18 protein-coding genes and 1 pseudogene are annotated in these 20,342 nt (G+C 68.8%); 5 read left to right on the forward strand and 14 right to left on the reverse strand.

The features are described from left to right. Nucleotides 1-5 precede the first annotated feature (5 nt). Together WT26_RS07645 and WT26_RS07650 are read right to left on the reverse strand one after the other, a co-directional pair. The gene (locus tag WT26_RS07645) at nt 6-830 is read right to left on the reverse strand and encodes a glycosyltransferase (RefSeq protein ID WP_059529318.1); all 825 of its coding nucleotides are present in this window, start codon (nt 828-830) and stop codon (nt 6-8) included. Further along, nucleotides 827-2,083 carry a lipopolysaccharide biosynthesis protein gene (locus WT26_RS07650; RefSeq protein ID WP_059529321.1) on the reverse strand — a complete coding sequence of 419 codons (1,257 nt, stop codon included), beginning with the start codon at nt 2,081-2,083 and terminating at the stop codon, nt 827-829. Before WT26_RS07650 ends, WT26_RS07645 begins: the two co-directional genes overlap by 4 nt. Nucleotides 2,084-2,327: 244 nt before the next feature. Here WT26_RS07650 and WT26_RS07655 point away from each other — a divergent pair, with 244 nt between their 5' ends. From WT26_RS07655 to waaA, 4 genes are all read left to right on the forward strand, one after another. Continuing rightward, a complete protein-coding gene (locus WT26_RS07655; protein ID WP_069272525.1) occupies nt 2,328-3,722 on the forward strand; it encodes a phosphomannomutase/phosphoglucomutase in 1,395 nt (464 codons plus the stop codon). A 163-nt stretch (nt 3,723-3,885) separates the two neighbouring features. After that, nucleotides 3,886-4,881, forward strand: coding sequence for a lipopolysaccharide heptosyltransferase I (gene waaC, locus WT26_RS07660; RefSeq protein ID WP_069272526.1), 996 nt, complete (start codon nt 3,886-3,888; stop codon nt 4,879-4,881). Between the two features lie 55 nt (nt 4,882-4,936). Next, nucleotides 4,937-5,821 carry a Kdo hydroxylase family protein gene (locus WT26_RS07665; protein ID WP_021161704.1) on the forward strand — a complete coding sequence of 295 codons (885 nt, stop codon included), beginning with the start codon at nt 4,937-4,939 and terminating at the stop codon, nt 5,819-5,821. Nucleotides 5,822-5,858: 37 nt separating this feature from the next. Next, nucleotides 5,859-7,196 (forward strand): lipid IV(A) 3-deoxy-D-manno-octulosonic acid transferase, encoded by a 1,338-nt coding sequence (gene waaA / locus WT26_RS07670; protein ID WP_069272527.1) that lies wholly within the window; start codon nt 5,859-5,861, stop codon nt 7,194-7,196. Between the two features lie 51 nt (nt 7,197-7,247). Here the strand turns inward: waaA and ureG are convergent, their stop codons facing one another. The 12 genes and pseudogenes from ureG to urtA all read right to left on the reverse strand — a co-directional run bounded on the left by ureG (nt 7,248) and on the right by urtA (nt 18,674). Continuing rightward, nucleotides 7,248-7,895, reverse strand: a complete 648-nt coding sequence (gene ureG / locus WT26_RS07675) for an urease accessory protein UreG (protein ID WP_059529335.1) — start codon at nt 7,893-7,895, stop codon at nt 7,248-7,250. Between the two features lie 14 nt (nt 7,896-7,909). Beyond that, nucleotides 7,910-8,592 (reverse strand): annotated as a pseudogene (locus tag WT26_RS35410) (urease accessory protein UreF). Further along, nucleotides 8,579-9,190 carry an urease accessory protein UreE gene (gene ureE / locus WT26_RS07685; RefSeq protein ID WP_069272529.1) on the reverse strand — a complete coding sequence of 204 codons (612 nt, stop codon included), beginning with the start codon at nt 9,188-9,190 and terminating at the stop codon, nt 8,579-8,581. The pseudogene WT26_RS35410 and the gene ureE overlap by 14 nt, the downstream one beginning before the upstream one ends. 24 nt (nt 9,191-9,214) lie before the next feature. Beyond that, the gene (ureC, locus tag WT26_RS07690; RefSeq protein WP_059529341.1) at nt 9,215-10,921 is read right to left on the reverse strand and encodes an urease subunit alpha; all 1,707 of its coding nucleotides are present in this window, start codon (nt 10,919-10,921) and stop codon (nt 9,215-9,217) included. Nucleotides 10,922-10,949: 28 nt separating this feature from the next. After that, nucleotides 10,950-11,255: an urease subunit beta gene (locus tag WT26_RS07695; RefSeq protein ID WP_069272530.1), complete on the reverse strand. Its 306-nt coding sequence runs from the start codon at nt 11,253-11,255 to the stop codon at nt 10,950-10,952. A gap of 18 nt (nt 11,256-11,273) precedes the next feature. Continuing rightward, nucleotides 11,274-11,576, reverse strand: coding sequence for an urease subunit gamma (ureA, locus tag WT26_RS07700; RefSeq protein WP_010091605.1), 303 nt, complete (start codon nt 11,574-11,576; stop codon nt 11,274-11,276). A 238-nt stretch (nt 11,577-11,814) separates the two neighbouring features. Beyond that, the gene (locus tag WT26_RS07705; RefSeq protein ID WP_069272531.1) at nt 11,815-12,690 is read right to left on the reverse strand and encodes an urease accessory protein UreD; all 876 of its coding nucleotides are present in this window, start codon (nt 12,688-12,690) and stop codon (nt 11,815-11,817) included. A 156-nt stretch (nt 12,691-12,846) separates the two neighbouring features. Further along, the gene (gene urtE, locus WT26_RS07710) at nt 12,847-13,539 is read right to left on the reverse strand and encodes an urea ABC transporter ATP-binding subunit UrtE (protein WP_069272532.1); all 693 of its coding nucleotides are present in this window, start codon (nt 13,537-13,539) and stop codon (nt 12,847-12,849) included. Nucleotides 13,540-13,543: 4 nt separating this feature from the next. Further along, complete coding sequence (gene urtD, locus WT26_RS07715; RefSeq protein WP_059529354.1) at nt 13,544-14,401, reverse strand: urea ABC transporter ATP-binding protein UrtD; 858 nt, start codon at nt 14,399-14,401, stop codon at nt 13,544-13,546. Further along, nucleotides 14,398-15,585, reverse strand: coding sequence for an urea ABC transporter permease subunit UrtC (urtC, locus tag WT26_RS07720; protein ID WP_059667455.1), 1,188 nt, complete (start codon nt 15,583-15,585; stop codon nt 14,398-14,400). Before urtC ends, urtD begins: the two co-directional genes overlap by 4 nt. Before the next feature lies 1 nt (nt 15,586). Further along, a complete protein-coding gene (urtB, locus tag WT26_RS07725; RefSeq protein ID WP_069272533.1) occupies nt 15,587-17,206 on the reverse strand; it encodes an urea ABC transporter permease subunit UrtB in 1,620 nt (539 codons plus the stop codon). A 160-nt stretch (nt 17,207-17,366) separates the two neighbouring features. Further along, complete coding sequence (gene urtA, locus WT26_RS07730) at nt 17,367-18,674, reverse strand: urea ABC transporter substrate-binding protein (protein ID WP_059529362.1); 1,308 nt, start codon at nt 18,672-18,674, stop codon at nt 17,367-17,369. Nucleotides 18,675-18,990: 316 nt separating this feature from the next. Here urtA and WT26_RS07735 point away from each other — a divergent pair, with 316 nt between their 5' ends. Next, nucleotides 18,991-20,319: an aspartate aminotransferase family protein gene (locus WT26_RS07735; RefSeq protein WP_059533166.1), complete on the forward strand. Its 1,329-nt coding sequence runs from the start codon at nt 18,991-18,993 to the stop codon at nt 20,317-20,319. Nucleotides 20,320-20,342 lie beyond the last annotated feature (23 nt).

Below are 20,342 nucleotides of genomic sequence, written 5' to 3' on the forward strand. Positions count from 1 at the left end.
ACGCGTCAGGCGGACGGCCGGGCGGCGAACAGCGTCTGCTTGATCCGCTGCAACGTACGGTACGGCGTCACGAAATGCAGCAGGTTCTTGGCGAGGCCGGCCCAGTCGTACGGGTTCAGCGCGTTGAAGTGGCTCAACAGCAGCGTGAGCGTCGACACCAGCTGGCGCCGGCGCTTGGTCGCACTGATCCCGCCCTCGTTCAGTTCGTAATAGAGGCCGAGTTCCGGCAGGTTCGCGCAATCGTAGCGTTGCATTAACCGCAAGAAAAGATCGAGATCCTCGGCCGCACGGTATTTCGCGCGATAGTTCCCCACTTCGCGCACGGCGTCGATGCGCAGCATGACCGACGGATGCACGAGCGGCGAGCGCAGAAAGCGCGTGCGGCGCAGCATGCGCGGATCGGCGGGCGGCGTCAGCATGAAGCGCGGTTCGCCGGCGCGCGACACGACCTGCGTCCACATGCCGACGCAGGCCACGCGCGGGTGGGCGCCGAGATACGCGCGCTCCTTCGCGAGGCGCTGTGGCGCAGCGAGATCGCCCGCGTCGATGCGCGCCGCGAAGCGAAAGCCGCGCGCGGCGAGCGCGTCGATGCCGGCCGCGAGCGCGCGTTCGATGCCGCCGTTCTCCGGCATGCGCAGCACCTCGATCGTGAGGCCGGGCAGGTCGGGCGCGACGATTGGCGGCGTGCTGCCGTCATCGACGATCAGCACGTGCACGGGCGTGTCCTCGCGAAACGATGCGAGGGTCCGAACGACGTCGTCGTGCCCGTTGTAGGCCGGCATCAGCACGGCCACGTCGTCGAGCGGGGTCGGGCAATCAGGGGACGTCATGGTCGCAGCTTGAAACGGATGTAATAAAAGTTGACGGCGGCGGCGGCGAGATAGCCGGCCGCCAGCCCGACGAGCGCGCCGTACAGGCCGAGCCGCGGGATCGCGAACAGGTTGACGAGCGCGGCGATCGCGAGCGCGAGCAGCCATTTCGACAGCAATACGAATTTTGCTTGATATTTGAGAACGATAAGATTGCCTATCGCCTCGATGCCGGCCGGCACCGACAGCCAGACCGCCCAGCGGAAGATGTCGACCGATGCCTCGTAGCCGTGGCCGAACACCTTGCCGACGATCAGCGGGGCGGCGGCGTCGAGCACGAGCGCGCCGGCCGTCATCAGGCCGGCCGTCATCGCGATCAGCCGGACGATGTTGCGGCGCAGCCGCGCGACGTCCTGCACGCGGTAGACGAAGGCGGGCGCGATCGTCTGCGCGAGCATCAGCGCGAGCGTGATCCAGTTCTCGTTGAGCTGCTGCGCGGCCGAGTAGCGGCCGAGATCGGCGAACGACACGTGACGCTCGAGCATCAGGCGGTCGAGCTTCAGGAACAGGTACATGCAGATGAGGCCGAGCCAGAACACGGTGCCGGCCGTGGCAAAGTGCCTGAACAGCGGCTTGTCGAACGTCCAGCCGAGCGAGCCGCCGTTACGATGCCGGTAGTACAGCATCAGCGCGAAGCCGATGGCGGCGGCCTCGAGCGCCCACAGCCACGCGAAGCGGGCGGGGCCCGCGGCCGCGCGGACGAGCAGCCAGACGAGCAGCGCCTTCGCCAGCGCGGTGACCATGCTGGTGACGAGCTGCGGCTTGCTGTAGGTCATGCTCTGCAGCCACGCGTTGATGACGCCGACGAACGGCTCGCGGAACACCATCGTGACCGCCAGGCCCGCGAGCATCGCGCCGACCAGCGGATCGAAGGCGCCCGCGGCGATCGCGATCCAGGTCGCGACGAGCGCGGCGGCGGAGACGGCGATGCGCAGCGCGAATGCGCTGCCGAGTACCGCGCCGAGCTGGGCGGGCGGGCGCTGGACGATGGTCGGGACGAGGATTTCCGCGCCGCACACCCAGGTGAGCGGCGCCAGTACCAGGAGGAGCGTATTCGCATACTGCCATTTGCCGAACACATCCGGCCCGAAATAACGGGCCAGCAGGCCGCTGATCGCGATCGCGACGCCGATCTGCGTGAGCCGTTCGAGCCCCAGCCAGACGAGATTCGCGACGGCCTTCGCGACGTCCGGGTTGCCGAAGCGCTTCAGCATGGCGCGCCGCGCCGGCGCGCGCGTCGGAAGGGCGCAACGGCGCCGGCAGGCGGGCGCGTTGCGGCGACGGGACGGCTAGGCATTAAAATGGGCGGCATGCGCGTCATCGAAACCCGCGATTATAAGTTGGTTCGGGATCGCTCCCGCCATCGCGGCCCATCCGGGCAAGCCCCGGGCGCGAGGCCCGGCGCCGGCGACGAGGCGGCCAACGTTTTCCATGCAGGCAACTGAGAGAAGAGAATCGATGATCTCCCAATCCATCTTCAAGGCATATGACATTCGTGGCGTGGTCGGCAAGACGCTCGACACCGACACGGCGCGCGGGATCGGCCGGGCCTTCGGCAGCGAAGTGCGCGCGCAGGGCGGCGATGCGGTCGTCGTCGCGCGCGACGGCCGCCTGTCGGGGCCGGAGCTCGTCGGCGCGCTTGCCGACGGCCTGCGTGCGGCGGGCGTCGACGTCGTCGACGTCGGCATGGTGCCCACGCCGGTCGGCTATTTCGCGGCGAACGTGCCGCTCGCGCTGAAGGACGGCGAGCGCCGCGTCGATTCGTGCATCGTCGTCACGGGCAGCCACAACCCGCCCGACTACAACGGTTTCAAGATGGTGCTGCGCGGCGCCGCGATCTACGGCGAGCAGATCCAGGCGCTGTACCGCCGCATCGTCGACGAGCGCTTCGAGACGGGCAGCGGCTCGTACGAACAGGTCGACGTGGCCGACCAGTACATCGCGCGCATCGTCGGCGACATCAAGCCGGCCCGTCCGATGAAGCTCGTCGTCGACGCCGGCAACGGCGTGGCCGGCCCGCTCGCGACGCGCCTGTTCAAGGCGCTCGGCTGCGAACTCGTCGAGCGCTTCACCGACATCGACGGCACGTTCCCGAACCACCACCCCGATCCCGCCCACCCGGAAAACCTGCAGGACGTGATCCAGGCGCTGAAGGACACCGACGCCGAGATCGGCTTCGCGTTCGACGGCGACGGCGACCGCCTGGGCGTCGTCACGAAGGACGGCCGGATCATTTATCCGGACCGCCAGCTGATGCTGTTCGCGGAAGAAGTGCTGTCGCGCAACCCGGGCGCGCAGATCATCTATGACGTGAAGTGCACGCGCCACCTCGCGCAATGGGTGAAGTCGAAGGGCGGCGAGCCGCTGATGTGGAAGACGGGCCACTCGCTCGTGAAGGCGAAGCTGCGCGAGACGGGTGCGCCGCTCGCCGGTGAAATGAGCGGCCACGTGTTCTTCAAGGATCGCTGGTACGGCTTCGACGACGGCCTCTACACGGGCGCGCGCCTGCTCGAGATCCTCGCGAAGACGGCCGACCCGAGCGCACTGCTCAACAGCCTGCCGGACGCGATGAGCACGCCCGAACTGCAACTCTGGCTCGACGAAGGCGAGAACTTCCGCCTGATCGACAAGCTGCAGAAAGAGGCGAAGTTCGACGGCGCCGAGGAAGTCGTGACGATCGACGGCCTGCGTGTCGAGTACCCGGACGGTTTCGGCCTCGCGCGTTCGTCGAACACGACGCCGGTCGTCGTGATGCGTTTCGAAGCCGAGACGCAGGAAGGGCTCGAGCGCATCCAGGCGGACTTCCGCCGCGTGCTGACGGCCGCGAAGCCGGACGTCAAGCTGCCGTTCTGAACGCGGGCGGCGGCGCGTTCGCCGCTTCGCGTTTCCAGGGCCGCTCCCCCGAAAAGCGGCGCACGCGCAACGCGGGCGCCGCTTTTTGCCGGTCGGGGCGGCCGGGCGCGATAAAATCGCGTCTTTATGCCTGTCGCCGGCTGCCTGCCGGCGTTTTTTCAGCGTGCAAAAGATCCTGATCGTGCGCGTGTCGTCGCTGGGCGACGTCGTGCACAACATGCCGGTGATCGCCGATATCCGGCGCCGCCACTCCGATGCGCAGATCGACTGGCTCGTCGAGGAAAGCTTCGTCGACCTCGTGAAGCTCGTCGACGGCGTGCGCAACGTGCTGCCGTTTTCGCTGCGCCGCTGGCGCAAGAAGCCGTTCTCGGGCGCCACGTGGCGCGAGATCCGCGCGTTCCGCCAGCGCCTCGCGGCCGAGCAGTACGACCTCGTGATCGATTGCCAGGGGCTCATCAAGACGGCCTGGGTCGCGAGCTGGGCACGCGGCCCGCTGGTCGGGCTCGGCAACCGCACCGACGGCGCCGGCTACGAGTGGCCCGTGCGTTTCTTCTACCGCAAGCGGGTGCCGATCGCGCCGCGCACGCATGTCGTCGAGCGCTCGCGGCAACTCGTCGCGGCCGCGCTGGGCGACCCGGCGCCGACGCCGGCCGATCCGGTCGACTTCGGCCTCGATACGCGTGCGGCGGCGCTCGCGGTGGCCGCGCTCGGCCTGAACCTGCCGGTGCCGTACGTGGTGTTCGTCCACGCGACGTCGCGTGCCGACAAGCAGTGGCCGGACGCCGCGTGGATCGAGCTCGGCCAGGCGCTCGTGCGGCGCGGCGCGTCGCTCGTGCTGCCGTGGGGCAACGACGCGGAGCGGGCGACCAGCGAGCGGCTCGCGAAGGAATTCGGCGCGGCGGCGATCGTGCCGCCGAAGCTGTCGCTGCCGGCGGTGGTCGGCCTGATCGACGGCGCGGCCGCCACCGTCGGGGTTGATACAGGTCTGGTTCACATCGCGGCGGCGCTGAAGCGTCCGACGGTCGAACTGTACAATTTCGCGACGGCCTGGCGGACCGGCGGCTACTGGTCGCCGGACGTCGTCAATCTCGGCACGGCGGGGCAACCCCCGTCGATCGCGCAGGTGAAGTCGGCGCTCGCGGGCTTCGGTCTCCTGTAACGCCCGCCATAGGCACGAACCGGCACGAACCCGCGCGAACCCAAGCGAACCGATCATGAGCGAATCCCAGATCATCGAAGTCCCGTCCGCCGACTGGAGCGGACACAACCTGTCGGCGCCGCGCGAACAGCTGCTGGCCGCCGTCGAGGAAGGCAAGGTGCTGTATTTCCCGCACCTGCGCTTCGCGATCGAAGGCGGCGAGGAAGCGCTGCTCGATCCGGCGCTCGCCGACCCGAAACGCAAGAACATCAGCCTCGCGCCGAACGGCGGCGCGCTCGCCGGCGTGCTCGGCGACAGCGTCACGCAGTCGGCGGTGCGCGCGCTCGTCGCGCGCTTCCAGCAGCAGGCCGGCACGCTCGTCGACGGCCTCTTCCCCGAATACCGCGGCAAGCTGCGCGTCGCGCCGACGAGCCTGCGGCTGATGCAGGTCGAGACGCGCCAGACATCCTGGCGCAAGGACGACAGCCGGCTGCACGTCGACGCGTTCCCGTCGCGGCCCAACTACGGCGAGCGCATCCTGCGCGTGTTCACGAACGTGAACCCGGCCGGCGTGCCGCGCGTGTGGCGCGTCGGCGAGCCGTTCGAGGACGTCGCGAAGCGCTTCCTGCCGCGCATCAAGCCGCAGCTGCCGGGTGCCGCGTGGCTGCTGAACCTGCTGCACGTGACGAAGTCGCCGCGCAGCGCGTACGACCACCTGATGCTGAACCTGCACGACAGCATGAAGGCCGATCTCGACTACCAGAAGACGAGCCCGCAGGAGACGATGCCGTTCCCGCCGGGCTGCGTGTGGATATGTTTCTCGGATCAGACTTCGCACGCTGTGATGTCCGGCCAGTTCATGCTCGAACAGACCTTCTTCCTGCCGGTCGACGCGATGGTCCGCCGCGAATGCGCACCGCTCGGCATTCTCGAACGCCTGAAGGGCAGGGCGCTGGTTTGAGCGCACCTCTTCTCCGAAACAACACGAGGGGCGCCGCATGCTGCGGGTGATCTATCGCGCGCTGTGGTGGCTCGTCGCGCCGGCCGCGGTCATCCGTCTCTACGTGCGCTCGCGCAAGGAGCGCGGCTACCGCGAGCATATCGCCGAACGTTTCGGCCACGTGGCGGGCCGCTCGCGCGACGACCGCGCGCCGCTGATCTGGGTGCATGCGGTGTCGGTCGGCGAGACGCGCGCCGCGCAGCCGCTGATCGACGCGCTGATGCGCGCGCGTCCCGATGCGCGCATCCTGCTCACGCACATGACGCCGAGCGGCCGCGCGACCGGCGAACAGATCTTCGGCGATCGCGTGCTGCGCTGTTACCTGCCGTACGACATGCCCGGCGCGGTGCGGCGCTTCCTGCGTGCGTGGCGGCCGACGCTCGGCCTCGTGATGGAAACCGAGGTGTGGCCCACGCTGATCGACGAGTGCCGCCGCGCGGACGTGCCGCTGGTGCTGACCAATGCGCGGATGTCCGCGCGTTCGTTCCGGCGCGCGGCGAAGTTCGGCGCGGCGACGCGCGACGTGTTCGGCGGCTTCTCGCGCGTGCTCGCGCAGAGCCCGGCCGATGCGGAGCGGCTGACGTCGCTCGGCGCGCGCAACGTGACCGTGCTCGGCAACCTGAAGTTCGACATGACGACGCCGCCGGAGCTTGCCGCGCGCGGCCATGCGTGGCGCGATGCGATCGGCGCGCGGCCGGTGTGGGTCGCCGCGAGCACGCGCGAGAACGAGGAGGCGCTGGTGCTGCAGGCGTTCGCCGCGATGCGTACGCCCGGTGCGCTGCTGGTGCTCGTGCCGCGTCATCCGCAGCGTTTCGCCGAAGTCGAGGCGCTCGTCGAGCGCAACGGGCTCAAGTGCGTGCGACGTTCCGCATGGGCGGCCGACGCGGCGGCACTCGCGGCCGGCCAGCCGGCGGCGGCGCGGTTGCCGGCCGACGTGACGGTGCTGCTCGGCGATTCGATGGGCGAGCTCGGCGCGTATTACGCGGCCGCCGACATCGCGTTCATCGGCGGCAGCCTGCTGCCGCTCGGCGGACAGAACCTGATCGAAGCGTGCGCGGTCGGCGTGCCGGTACTGATCGGGAAGCACGTGTTCAACTTCACGCAGGCGACCGCCGATGCGGTCGCGGCCGGCGCGGCGCAGCAGGTGCAGGACCCCGCGGATCTCGCGCACGTGCTCGACGCGCTGTTTGCCGACAACGCGCGGCGCATCGCGATGGGTGCGGCCGGCGCGGCGTTCGCTTCGCGTCACCGCGGCGCGACCGCGCGCACGGTCGACGTGCTCGCCGCGCTGCTGCCGGCCGCCGGGAACGACGCGCCCGAGATGCAGGACGAGTAGGGCACGGCGCGGCGCGCTTTCACTTCGGCGAGCGCGTGCCGCCGCCTTCGCTCACACCGTCAGCAAACCCTTCTTCTCGATGAACGCGATCACGTCCGCGACGCCTTCGAGCGCCTTCAGGTTCGTCATCACGTAGGGCCGCTCGCCGCGCATCTTCTTCGTGTCGGACGCCATCACGTCGAGGTTCGCGCCGACCAGCGGCGCGAGATCCGTCTTGTTGATCACGAGCAGGTCGGACTTCGTGATGCCGGGGCCGCCCTTGCGCGGAATCTTCTCGCCGCCCGCGACGTCGATCACGTAGATCGTCAGGTCCGACAGCTCGGGGCTGAAGGTCGCCGCGAGATTGTCGCCGCCCGATTCGATGAACACGATGTCGGCGTCGGGAAAGCGTGACAGCATCCGGTCGACGGCCTCGAGGTTGATCGACGCATCCTCGCGGATCGCCGTGTGCGGGCAGCCGCCCGTCTCGACGCCCATGATGCGCTCCTCGGGCAGCGCACCGGCAACCGTCAGCAGCCGCTGGTCTTCCTTCGTATAGATGTCGTTGGTGATCGCGACGAGGTCGTAGCGCTCGCGCATCGCCTTGCACAGCATTTCGAGCAGCGTGGTTTTGCCGGAGCCGACGGGGCCGCCGATGCCGACGCGTAGCGGCGGCAGTTTCTTCGTGCGACGGGAGGGGGCGGGGGCGGGTGCGTTCATGGCGTGTGTCGGGTTCAGGAGCGGAACAACCGCGAATACTGGGTTTCGTGCCGTGCGGACAGGATGCCGAGCTGCGGCGCGAACGTGTTGACGGCACATCGGGCGGCGTCGCGAGCGCGCGGCGCACGGCCGCGTCGATCGCGCCGCGCAGCGCGACGATGATGCGTTGCCCGGCGAGCTGGCCGAGCGGCACGGCCTTCAGCGCGGCGGACGTCTGGTTCTCGACCCAGCCGAATGCGTACGCGGCGAGCACGGCGTCGGCGCTCGCGGCGTGCGCGGCGGCCGCGTACGCGAATGCGGTCGGCAGCGCGATCGGCGACATTGCCGCGAGCGTCGCGCGGCGAGCGGCATCGCCCCAGTCGAGCGACGCGCACAGTTGCGCGAGCGACCAGCCCATCTGTTCGGTTTCGCGGCGCAGTTCCGCCGATTCGCGGCTCGCGACGAACCATGCATTTTCGGCGACGAGCGCGTGCGTGTCGTGCGCATGCCAGCGCGCGAGCTGGTGCGAGAGGAACGGCAGCTCGCCGTGCGCGAGCACGTCGGTCAGGCCGCTGGCGATCCAGTCGCGCGCGGAATCGGCGTCGTGGATCAGGTTCGCGTCGAGCGCGGCTTCGAGGCCCTGCGAATAGCTGTACGCGCCGATCGGCAGCGCCGGCGACGCGAGATGCAGCAGCGCGACGAGTTCAGTGGTGGTCATGGTCGTGGCCGTGCGTGCATCCGGGACCATGCTGATGATCGTGATCGTGATCGTGCGAGTGCGAGTGCGAGTGCGAGTGGCCGTGATGCTCGCCGAACACCTGCTGCGCAAGCGCGTAATCCTCGGCGAACGTCGCATCGTGCCCGTGCTTGTGTCCGCCGCCGTACGCGCCGGCTTCCGGCTGGAACGGCGCTTGCGTTTCCTCGACCTGTGTGCCGAGCCGGCGCAGCATGTCCGCGAGCACCGGGTCGGCCTCGAGCTTCAGGTAGCCGTCGCCGATCTCGACCGGCGTATGACGGTTGCCGAGGTGATACGCGGCACGCATCAGCGTGAGCGGATCGGCCGCGCGCACGCGCAGCACGGTTTCGGCGGCCGCGGCGATGCGCACGAGCGCGCCGTCGTCGGCGACGAGCACGTCGCCGTCGCGCAGGATCGTGCCGCGCGGCAGCAGCACAGCAACCTCTTCACCGGTGTCGAGCGTCGCCGCGAGGCGGCTCCTGCAGCGGGCGTCGTAGGCGAGCGTGAGCGTCGGCGCGCGCGCGACGAGCGACGCGGCGAGTTTCACGTTCGGGGCAATGCGTTTGTCGAGAGTGCGCATGAAACTGGAACCGGAAACCGGCAATCAGAACAGGAAATAACGCTGCGCCATCGGCAGCACCGTGGCCGGCTCGCAGGTGAGCAACTGGCCGTCGGCGATCACGTCGTAGGTTTCGGGATCGACGCTGATCGACGGGCGCCACGCGTTGTGGATCATGTCGGCCTTCGTCACGTTGCGGCAGTTGCGCACGGGCACGATCCGCTTCGCGAGCCCGTAGCGTTCGGCGATGCCCGCGTCGGCGGCCATCTGCGACACGAAGGTGAGCGACGTGCGCGCGAGTGCACCGCCGCGCGTCGCGAACATCTCGCGATAGTGGACCGGCTGCGGCGTCGGGATCGACGCGTTCGGGTCGCCCATCTGCGCCATCGCGATCATCCCGCCCTTCAGGATCATCGACGGCTTGATCCCGAAGAACGCGGGCTCCCACAGCACGAGGTCGGCCCACTTGCCGGGTTCGATCGAACCGACTTCGTGCGCGATGCCGTGCGTGAGCGCCGGGTTGATCGTGTACTTCGCGACGTAGCGCTTCGCGCGGAAGTTGTCGTTGCGCGTGCCGTCTTCCGGCAGCGCGCCGCGCTGCACCTTCATCTTGTGCGCGGTCTGCCAGGTGCGGATGATCACCTCGCCGACGCGGCCCATCGCCTGCGAGTCGGACGACAGCATCGACAGCGCGCCGAGATCGTGCAGGATGTCCTCGGCCGCGATCGTCTCGCGGCGAATGCGCGATTCGGCGAACGCGAGATCCTCGGCGATCGACGGATCGAGGTGATGGCACACCATCAGCATGTCGAGGTGCTCGTCGAGCGTGTTGATCGTGTAAGGGCGCGTCGGGTTGGTCGACGACGGCAGCACGTTCGCCTCGCCGCACACCTTCAGGATGTCGGGCGCATGGCCGCCGCCCGCGCCTTCGGTGTGGTACGTGTGGATCGTGCGGCCCTTGAACGCGGCGACCGTCGATTCGACGAAGCCGCCTTCGTTCAGCGTATCGGTGTGGATCGCGACCTGGGTGTCGGTGTCGTCGGCGACCGACAGGCAATTGTCGATCGCCGCGGGCGTCGTGCCCCAGTCCTCGTGCAGCTTCAGCCCGATCGCGCCGGCCGCGATCTGCTCGACGAGCGGCTGCGGCAGGCTCGCGTTGCCCTTGCCGAGGAACCCGAGGTTGATCGGCCAGCCGTCGGCGGCCTGCAGCATCCGCTCCATGTGCCACGGGCCCGGCGTGCAGGTCGTCGCGTTGGTGCCGGTGGCGGGCCCCGTGCCGCCGCCGAGCATCGTCGTGACGCCCGACGCGAGCGCCTCGTCGATCTGCTGCGGGCTGATGAAGTGGATGTGCGTGTCGATGCCGCCGGCCGTCACGATCAGCCCTTCGCCGGCGATCACTTCGGTCGCGGCGCCGATCGCGATCGTCACGCCGGGCTGGATGTCGGGATTGCCGGCCTTGCCGATCGCGGCGATGCGGCCGTGCTTGATGGCGATGTCGGCCTTCACGATGCCCCAGTGATCGAGGATCACCGCGTTGGTGATGATCGTGTCGGGCACGTCGGCGGCCACGCGCTGCGACTGGCCCATGCCGTCGCGGATCACCTTCCCGCCGCCGAATTTCACTTCCTCGCCGTAGGTCGTGTAATCGCGTTCGATCTCGATCAGCAGTTCGGTATCGGCCAGCCGGACGCGGTCGCCCGTCGTCGGCCCGAACATTTCCGCGTACGCGCGGCGGCTCAAGCGTAATGTCATGTGCTGTTCCTGAAGAGCGGGGCGCGGCTTACAGCGGCCCCATCACCTTGCCCTGAAAACCGTAGACGGCGCGATCGCCCGCGAGCGCGACCAGCTCGACGGTGCGCGTCTGGCCCGGCTCGAAGCGCACGGCGGTGCCGGCCGCGATGTTCAGGCGGAAGCCGCGCGCGGCCGCGCGATCGAACGCCAGCGCATCGTTGACTTCGAAGAAGTGGTAGTGCGAGCCGACCTGCACCGGGCGGTCGCCGGTGTTCGCGACGACGAGCGCGAGCGTCGCGCGGCCTGCGTTCAGTTCGTGTTCGCCGTCGTCGGTGAGGATTTCGCCGGGGATCATGCGTGCTGCCTCGGTCGGTCACGGAATCGGGTGGTGGACGGTCACGAGCTTCGTGCCGTCGGGGAAGGTCGCCTCGACCTGGATGTCGGGGATCATCTCCGGCACGCCTTCCATCACGTCGTCGCGCGTGAGCAGCGTCGTGCCGTAGTGCATCACCTCGGCGACCGTCCTGCCGTCGCGCGCGGCTTCCATCAGCGCGGCGGTGATGAAGGCGACTGCCTCCGGATAGTTGAGCTTCAGGCCGCGTGCGCGACGGCGCTCGGCCAGCAGCGCCGCCGTGAAGATCAGCAGCTTGTCCTTCTCTCGTGGAGTCAGTTTCATGAAGGCAAACGTTCAGGAAAACGTAATTGTTTCTCGGTGCACTGCCGCCGTGCAGAAGCGCGATTTCATCGTAGCACCGCATCATCCGGCGTGCCGTGTGTATCGGTTATGTAAGCAGCAAGGCGCGTGCCATGCTCGCGGAACGGCGCCGGATGTGCGTTCGTGGTGCGCGGTGCATCCGCGGCGTGCACCGCCGGGTGCAGCGCTGCGCCGAAATGGGGCGTTCGGGCGGGCGGGGTCAGGTTTGCCAGAGGCGCAGCGGCCGTGCGTCGACGCCGTGCACGATCGGCCGCAGATGCAGCCAGCAGTCGATGAAGTGGCGTTGCAGCGCCTCCATCGACGTCGACAGCGCGCGCACCAGCACGACGCCGGGCGTCACGCAGGTCGCGCCCGTACGCAGCGTGGCATCGAACGGCATCCGCGCGGCGAGCGATTCGGCGAGCGCGGCGTCGCATGCGGCGCCGGCGGCCCACAACGTGCCGTACACCGGAAAGCCTGCGAGGCCCTGCAGCGCGCCGCGCAGCGGATCGTGCGCATCGAGCAGCGCGCGTTCGGTCCACAGCGGCCGACCGTCGGCATCGACGAGCGCCGAGGTCGACGCGATGCGGCCGGCCGACCAGGTTTCGCCGGCCGCCTGCCGGCCGAGCTGCGTCGCGTCCCAGCCGATCGCGCTCGCGCCCGCGCCGATCGTCACCGTGAAATCGAGCGACGCATGCGATGCATCGAAGAACAGGTTGTTCTGCGGCAGCCAGTCGAGCTTCGCGTGGTCGCCGACCGCGATGCCGATGCGCTGCGTCGCGTCGAGGCCGTTCGACTTGTACCACTTGGTCGCGCCGGGCGTCGTCAGAACCGCATGCGTGCCGCTGCCGAGCGCGATGTCGATGCCGAGCCGGTCGCCGCCCGCGACGCCACCCGGCGGGTGGACGATCACCGCATGGCAGATCGCGTCGCCTTCCGGGTACAGCGACCGCTGCACGCGCAACGGGCCATCGTGCAGTCGATGTGCAAGTGTGGTGCGCGCGCCGTGCCGCTCGAAGCCGAGTTCGAGGCGGCCGCGCCACGACTTGGCGACGGCGGGGCGGGACAGCGGGGCGTGAGAATCGGGGGCGGACATCGGCAGGCGGGGCACGGGAAACGGACGCGGGGAACGTGGATGCTACCGGAACAATAATCCCGGCGCCGCCTTCATTGAAAGCGTGGCGTTCAACAAATGCTGAAACACGTCATTTCACTGAAACCTGCCGCCGCAACCGCGATCCGGCGCCGCTTGCTACACCGCGATCAGCTCGCGCACGCCGTTCGTTTCCATGTCCTTCGCATCGCCGCCCGCTATGACCTCGCCGCGGCTCATCACCCAGTAGCTGTCCGCGATCGATTGCGCGAAGTCGTAATACTGCTCGACGAGCAGCACGGTCATCCGCGCTTCGTCGACGAGCTGCCGCAGCGTGCGGCCGATGTCCTGGATGATCGACGGCTGGATGCCTTCGGTGGGCTCGTCGAGGATCAGCAACTGCGGCTCGCTCATCAGCGCGCGGCCGATCGCGAGCTGCTGCTGCTGGCCGCCCGACAGGTCGCCGCCGTGCCGCGTGCGCATGTCCTTCAGCACCGGGAACAGGTCGTAGATGCGGTCGGGCACCTTCGACGGCGCCTTGCGGCTCGCCGCGCCGACCAGCAGGTTCTCCTCGACGGTGAGCCGCGGAAAGATGTCGCGGCCTTGCGGCACGTACGCGAGCCCGGCCGCGACGCGCGCATACGGCGGCATTGCATCGAGCGCGGTGCCGCGCCACGACACGCTGCCGCTCTTCGCGGCGACGACGCCCATCAGGCAGCGCAGCAGCGTGCTCTTGCCGACGCCGTTGCGGCCGAGCAGCACGGTGAGCTTGCCGTCGTCGGCGGCGAGGCTCACGTCGCGCAGGATATGGCTGCCGCCGTAGTACTGGTTCAGTGCTTCGATCTTCAGCATCGCATCAACGTCCGAGATAAGACTCGATCACCGCGTCGTCGCGCTTGACCTGGTCGAGGGTGCCTTGCGCGAGGACCGCGCCTTCGGCCATCACCGTCACGCGGCCCGACTCGCCCGCGAGCGCCGCGACGAATTCCATGTCGTGCTCGACGACCATCATCGAGCAGGTGCCGCGCAGCGTGTTCAGCAGCTCGGCGAGCTCCATCGTCTCGTGGTCGGTCATCCCGGCCGCCGGTTCGTCGAGCAGCAGGAGAGCGGGACGCTGCATCAGCAGCATGCCGATCTCGAGCCGCTGCTTCTGCCCGTGCGACAGCTCGCCCGCCGCGCGATACGCGTCACTTTCGAGGCCGATCAGCGCGAGCGTCTCCTCGATCTTCGCCTGCGCGGTGCGGTCGAGCCGCGCGCGCAGCGACGCGAGCCAGCCCTTGTCGGTCTGCATCGCGAGCTCGAGGTTTTCCCACACCGGATGCTGCTCGAACACGGTCGGCTTCTGGAACTTGCGGCCGATGCCTGCGCGCGCGATCTCGGGCTCGTTCATGCGCGCGAGGTCGAGGGTCTGGCCGAGAAACACCTTGCCCGCATCGGGTCGCGTCTTGCCGGTAATCACGTCCATCATCGTCGTCTTGCCCGCACCGTTCGGGCCGATCACGCAGCGCAGCTCGCCCGCGTCGATCGCGAGCGACAGCTTCCTCAGCGCGCGGAAGCCGTCGAAGCTCACCTCGATATCCTCGAGGTAGAGGATCGTGCCGTGCGACGTGTCGATGCCCGGCGGCACCACGCGCCCCATCGATGCCGTGCCGCTGACGGCCAGCAGCTCGTCCTCGGGCGGCGGCGTGAACTGGTAGAGAGCCGTTCCGTTCATGCGCGCTTCCCCTTCTCGAGCACGGTTTCGACGAGGCCCATGATCCCGCGCGGCAGCAGCAGCGGCACGAGCACGAAGATCAGGCCGAGGAAGAACAGCCAGTATTCGGCGAAGTAGGCGGTAAACAGGCTCTTCGCGCCGTTTACCGCGAACGCGCCGACGATCGGCCCGATCAGCGTGCCGCGCCCGCCCACCGCGACCCAGATCGCCATCTCGATCGAGTTGCCGGGCGACATCTCGCCGGGGTTGATGATGCCGACCTGCGGCACGTACAGCGCGCCCGCGATGCCGCACAGCACGGCCGACACGGTCCACACGAACAGCTTGTACGCGAGCGGGCTGTAGCCGAGGAACATCAGTCGCGTCTCGCCGTCGCGCACCGCGGTGACCACGCGCCCGAGCTTGCTGGTGACGATCGCGCGGGCGGCGATGAACGCGAGCACGAGCGTCGCGAACGTCAACAGCAACAGCACCGTGCGCGTGCCGGGCGACGTGATCGCGAAGCCCGCGATGCGCTTGAAGTCGGTGAAGCCGTTGTTGCCGCCGAAACCCGTCTCGTTGCGAAAGAACAGCAGCATCGCGGCGAACGTCAGCGCCTGCGTGATGATCGACAGGTACACGCCTTTCACGCGTGAGCGGAACGTGAAGAAGCCGAACACCCACGCGAGCACGGCCGGCACGAGTACGACGAGCGCGAGCGCCCACGCGAGATGCTGCGTACCGCTCCAGTACCACGGCAACTGGTGCCAGTCGAGAAACACCATGAAGTCGGGCAGGTCGCTGCCGTACTTGCCGTCGCGGCCGATCTCGCGCATCAGGTACATGCCGATCGCATAACCGCCGAGCGCGAAGAACAGCCCGTGGCCGAGGCTCAGGATCCCGCAGTAGCCCCACACGAGATCGAGCGCGAGTGCGGCGATCGCGTAGCACATCAGCTTGCCGGCGAGCGTCATCGCGTAGGCGGACAGATGGAGTGCGCTCGACTCGGGCACGACGAGCGCGGCAAGCGGCACGCCGATGCCGATTGCGATGCACAGCGCGATCAGCGCGAGCCACGCGCGGCGCGACAGCAGCGCGGGACGGGGCGGCAGGCCGAGCGCGAAAGGGGCCGCCGCACGCGCGGCGGCAGCGGGCTTCGGCGCGTCGGCGAGCGGCTTCGACAACGAATCGGTGATTGAAGTCATGTCAAGCCTCCGCACTGCGGCCCTTCGGGGCGAACATGCCCTGCGGACGTTTCTGGATGAACAGCACGATCATCACGAGCACCGCGATCTTCGCGAGCACGGCGCCCCAGAACGGCTCGATCGCCTTGCTCGCGAGGCCGAGCCCGAAGCCGCCGAGCACGGTGCCGGCGATCTGCCCGACACCGCCGAGCACGACCGCCATGAACGAATCGATGATGTAGTTCTGGCCGAGGTCGGGGCCCACGTTGCCGATCTGCGACAGCGCGCAGCCGCCGAGGCCCGCGATGCCGGCGCCGAACGCGAAGGCGTACGCGTCGACGCGCGCGGTCTTCACGCCGACGCACGCGGCCATCCGGCGGTTCTGCGTGACGGCGCGCACGAACAGGCCGAGCCGCGTCTTCGTCAGCACGGCCCACGCGACGAATACCACCGCGAGCGCGAACGCGAGGATCGCGAGCCGGTTGTACGGCAGGATCAGGTTCTGCATCACGGTCACGCCGCCGCTCATCCACGACGGGTTCACGACCTGCACGTTCTGCGCGCCGAACAGCATGCGTGTCGCCTGGATCAGGATCAGGCTCACGCCGAAGGTCGCGAGCAGCGTCTCGAGCGGACGGCCGTACAGGTGCCGCAGCACGAGCCGCTCGAGCACGATGCCGACGAGCGCGGCCGTCACGAACGACACCGGCACGGCGACGAGCGGGTACCAGTCGAACGCGCCGGGCGCGTAGCGCTGGATCAGCGTCTGCACGACATAGGTTGCGTACGCACCGATCATCAGGAATTCGCCGTGCGCCATGTTGATCACGCCGATCAGCCCGTACGTGATCGCGAGGCCGAGCGCGGCGAGCAGCAGCACGCTGCCGAGCGACAGGCCGGCGAACAGCGTGCCCGCGATCTCGCCGCGGCGCTGCAGCGCGTGCAACGCGTCCAGTCCTTGCTGCGCGGCGTCGCGCACACGCGCGTCGGGCTCCGCGTAACTGCCGTCGGCGTTCTTCGCGACGAGCGGCCGCAGCTGTTCGATCATGTCGAGATCGCGGCGCGCGGCCACCACCTGCACGGCTTCGAGGCGTTTCGCCGGATCGGCGTCGTGCAGCGCGGCGATCGCCCACAATGCATCGAGGCGGCGCTTCAGCGCGGGATCGGTTTCCTTCGCGCGCGCACGATCGATCATCGGCTTGAGCGCCGGGTCGGGCGACTTCAGCAGCGCATCGATCGCGTCGCGGCGCGCGGCGACGTCGGGCGACGCGAGCGCGAGCCCCGACAGCGCGCCCGCGATTTTCGTGCGCAGCAGGTTGTTCAGCATCACGGGCTGCGCGTCGCCGGCCGGCGTCGCGGCCTGCGAGAGCGCGTCGTGCGCGGTGTCGCCGGTCTGGATCAGCAGGCGGCCGTCGCCGGTCGCGAGCGCGTCGCCGCTCGACAACGCATTGAGCACCGCGACGGCGCGCGGATCGGGATCGGCGGCGAGCCGTTCGATCGCGGCCGTCTTCGCGTCGAAGTCGTCGCCGGCAAGCGCGGCGGTATCGGCAGCCGTCAGCGCGAAGGCCGCGCGCGGCGCGACGCCGGCGAGGGCGGCGCACGCGACGATCGCGACGGCGGCTCGGCGAAAGCGTGTAGGCATCGGGAAATCCTGGCAGACGTGGGGGAGATGTCTCGTGCGGCGATGCCGGGGCGTCGGCGGGCGCGGTGACGGTTCGCGATCGCGGCCGAAGCCGGCGTGCCGCAACGGCGAACCGCCGCGACCGGGAGCGCCACGCGTTCGCGCGGCGCCCCGTGCCGCGTCAGGCGAGCGCCGTGCGCTGCCGGCGCAGGAACGCCGGGATCGACGTGACGATGTCCGGCTTGCCCTGGTTACCCGCGATGAACGGGCTCCACGGTTGCGCGCGCACCGCGGTCTTGGTCTTCCACACGACGTTGAATTGCCCGTCGCCGCGGATCTCGCCGATCATCACCGGCTTGTGCAGGTGATGGTTGCCGTCCATCGCGAGCGTGAAGCCCGACGGCGCGGCAACCGTCTGGCCGATCATCGCGACGCGCACCTTGTCGACGTCGGTGCTCTTCGCCTTCTCGACGGCCTGCTTCCACATGTGGATGCCCACATAGGTCGCCTCCATCGGGTCGTTGGTCACGCGCTTCGCGCCGCCCGGCAGGTTGTTCGCCTTCACCCAGGCGGCGAACTGGTCCTTGAATTTCGTGTTGGTCGGGTTCTTCACCGACATGAAGTAATTCCACGCGGCGAGGTGGCCGACGAGCGGCTTCGTGTCGATCCCGCGCAGTTCCTCCTCGCCGACCGAGAACGCGACGACCGGCACGTCGGTCGCCTTGATCCCCTGGTTGCCGAGCTCCTTGTAGAACGGCACGTTCGAGTCGCCGTTGATCGTCGAGATCACGGTCGTCTTGCCGCCCTGCGAGAAATTCTTGATGTTCGCGACGATGGTCTGGTAATCGCTGTGGCCGAACGGCGTGTAGACCTCCTGAATGTCGGCGTCCTTCACGCCCTTCGATTTCAGGAACGCGCGCAGGATCTTGTTGGTCGTGCGCGGATACACGTAGTCGGTGCCGAGCAGGAAGAAGCGCTTCGCGCTGCCGCCTTCCGCGCTCATCAGGTACTCGACGGCCGGGATCGCCTGCTGGTTCGGCGCCGCGCCCGTATAGAACACGTTGCGCGACATTTCCTCGCCTTCGTACTGCACCGGGTAGTAGAGCAGCCCGTTCAGCTCCTCGAACACCGGCAGCACCGACTTGCGCGACACCGACGTCCAGCAACCGAACACGCACGCGACCTTGTCCTGCGTGAGCAGCTGGCGCGCCTTCTCGGCGAACAGCGGCCAGTTCGACGCGGGATCGACCACCACGGGCTCGAGCTTGCGGCCCATCACGCCGCCGCTCTTGTTGATGTCGGCGATCGTCATCAGCGCGGTGTCCTTCAGCGACGTCTCCGAGATCGCCATCGTGCCCGACAACGAGTGCAGGATGCCGACCTTGATCGGGCCGGTGCCCGCATCGGCCGCGTGCGCGAACGGGCTCTTGCCCGCGAGCGCGAGTGCGCCGGCCATCGAACCGAACTTCAACAGACTGCGACGTTTCATCGGGTTCCCCTTGACGTGTTGGATATGCGTGCGCCGTTGCGGCGTCGACCATCGGCATTACGCAAGGCATGTGCCAGCCGCGCGCATGCACGGCGGACGTGCGTCGCGCGGGCGGCGGCGCGGTGCGCGTGACGCGTCGTGCGGCATGAATGGCTCGTCGCGGTGCAGGGGCGCGGGCGGAAATGGTGCACGGTTGTGCTTCACCGTTGCGGTGCTTACACTCGGGTTTCGCATTGCTTCGCATCATGTCTTCGCACCACGCCGGCGCGCCCTGCCACCGCGCAGCCGCGCCGAACGATTCCACCGAGGAGCCGCCATGAGTCAGCAGCAAACGAACGCCCCCGATCTGTCCGCCTTCTGGATGCCGTTTACCGCCAACCGCCAGTTCAAGGATGCGCCGCGCCTGCTGGTATCGGCGAAGGGGATGTACTACACGTCGCACGACGGCCGGCGCATTCTCGACGGCACCGCCGGGCTCTGGTGCGTGAACGCCGGGCACGGGCGCGACGAGATCGTCGCGGCGGTGAAGGCGCAGGCGGAAGAGATGGATTTCGCGCCGACCTTCCAGATGGGCCATCCGAAGGCGTTCGAGGCGGCCACGCGGATCGCGCGCCATACGCCCGGCGACCTCAAGCACATCTTCTTCACGAACTCCGGCTCGGAGGCGGTCGATACCGCGCTGAAGATTGCGCTCGCGTATCACCGCGCGCGCGGCGAAGGGCAGCGCACCCGCTTCATCGGCCGCGAGCGCGGCTATCACGGCGTCGGCTTCGGCGGCATCTCGGTCGGCGGGATCGCGCCGAACCGCAAGGCGTTTTCGGGCGCGCTGCTGCCGTCGGTCGATCATCTGCCGCATACGCTGAACCTCAATGAAGCCGCGTTCTCGAAAGGGCAGCCCGCGTGGGGCGCGCACCTCGCTGACGAGCTCGAGCGGCTCGTCGCGCTGCACGACGCGTCGACGATCGCCGCGGTGATCGTCGAGCCGGTGGCCGGCTCGACCGGCGTGCTGATTCCGCCGAAGGGCTATCTCGAGCGCCTGCGCGAGCTGTGCGACCGGCACGGCATCCTGCTGATCTTCGACGAGGTGATCACCGGCTGGGGGCGCCTGGGCGCGCCGTTCGCCGCGCAGTTCTTCAACGTGACGCCCGACCTGCTGACGATGGCGAAGGGCACCAACAACGCGGCGGTGCCGATGGGCGCGGTCGCGGCGAGCGATGCGATCCACGACACGATCGTGAACGGCGCGCCGGCCGGCATCGAGCTGTTCCACGGCTATACGTATTCGGGGCATCCGCTCGCGGCCGCCGCCGCGTGCGCGACGATCGACCTGTACGAGCGCGAGAAGCTGTTCGACCGCGCCGCGCGGATGGCGCCGGTGTTCGAGCGCGAGATCCACAAGCTGAAGGACGCGCCGCACGTGATCGACGTGCGCAATCTCGGCCTCGTCGGCGGCGTCGAGCTGAAGCCGCGCGACGGCAAGCCCGGCGCGCGCGCGTACGACGTGTTCGTCAGGTGCTACCAGAAGGGCGCGATGGTGCGCTATACGGGCGACATCCTCGCGTTCTCGCCGCCGCTCATCGTCGAGGAGGCGCAGATTGCCGAGCTGTTCGCGATCGTCGCGGAAGCGCTGAAGGAAACGGAGTAGGGCGGAAAGAAAAACGGGCGCGC

This window comes from Burkholderia cepacia (assembly GCF_001718835.1).
GTDB classification, from domain to species: Bacteria; Pseudomonadota; Gammaproteobacteria; order Burkholderiales; family Burkholderiaceae; genus Burkholderia; species Burkholderia cepacia_F.